The 1,038-nt window shown below is 61.7% G+C and carries 2 tRNA genes and 1 rRNA gene; all 3 read left to right on the forward strand.

Going from position 1 to position 1,038, the window contains the following annotated elements:
- Positions 1–121, forward strand: a 16S ribosomal RNA gene (locus tag ACFQS7_RS30935); the annotation flags it as partial.
- A 307-nt stretch (positions 122–428) separates the two neighbouring features.
- Positions 429–502 (forward strand) — tRNA-Ile (locus tag ACFQS7_RS30940).
- A gap of 165 nt (positions 503–667) precedes the next feature.
- Positions 668–740, forward strand: a tRNA-Ala gene (locus ACFQS7_RS30945).
- The last annotated feature ends 298 nt before the right edge of the window (positions 741–1,038 follow it).

Consider the following 1,038-nt stretch of genomic DNA (forward strand, 5'->3'; position numbering starts at 1 on the left):
GGTTCTACCTTAAGTCGCTGCGGTAACCGCAAGGAGCTAGGCGACCACGGTAGGGTCAGTGACTGGGGTGAAGTCGTAACAAGGTAGCCGTAGGGGAACCTGCGGCTGGATCACCTCCTTTCAAGGAACCTGTGTGGGGTGGGGATTTCGGTCCCCGGCTGCCTGGGTCCTGAAATAGACCACATATCGCCTGCGAACCTGCTGGGGCCGCGGTCCTCCGGATGGAGGGTTCGGTGCCTGGCACATCCTGATCCATTCCCATCGCCCCCGGCCAGCCTTGCTGGCCATCGGGTGATCTCGTGCGGCGTGCCCGACCTTTCGGGGTCGGCGCCGTCCGCGCATTCCTCTCCCATTCCGTGATCTGGCCTTGGCTGGCGGCTGGGCCCTCGTGGCCCTGGTGCGAGCCGGGCCTCACTTGAAGGAGTTGGGGGCCAGTAGCTCAGTTGGTTAGAGCACACGCTTGATAAGCGTGGGGTCGGAGGTTCAAGTCCTCCCTGGCCCATTTTTGCTTTTGGTTTTGCCAGAAGCAAAGATCCCCCGGGTTGTCCTGCGCAGCAGGGCAATGACTTCCTGGCGCAAGTTGCGTGGCACTGCCGCGCGACGCGTTGGCGGTCGATCGGGCGGGCTCTGCTGGGTCCGCGTGCCGATCCTGCATGCGGGAAGGTATGGGGGCATAGCTCAGCTGGTAGAGCACCTGCTTTGCAAGCAGGGGGTCATCGGTTCGAATCCGTTTGCCTCCATTTTTGCCGGTCGTCATCGTGTAACGATGGCGCGCCGCGGTGCTGCCGCGGCAGGCAAAGATCCCTCGGAGAGACTTACGGCTGGCGAAGCCAGCCGGATATGGGTCCTCCGGGTTCACGTGCTTCCAAAACCGCCGCAAGTGGCACCGGGTCTCAGGACCTGGCCCTGGCGGTTGCTCTTTGACAGGTGAATCTGGGAATGGAAGTGTAGATTGTTGATAGTAAGCGTAGGGCTTGCTGTTGTGCATTGATTGGCTTGTTGCGCGGTTTGGTACTGCGTGCGGGCGGATTGGTGTTT

The organism is Dankookia sp. GCM10030260 (assembly GCF_042666655.1).
Classification (GTDB): domain Bacteria; phylum Pseudomonadota; class Alphaproteobacteria; order Acetobacterales; family Acetobacteraceae; genus Paracraurococcus.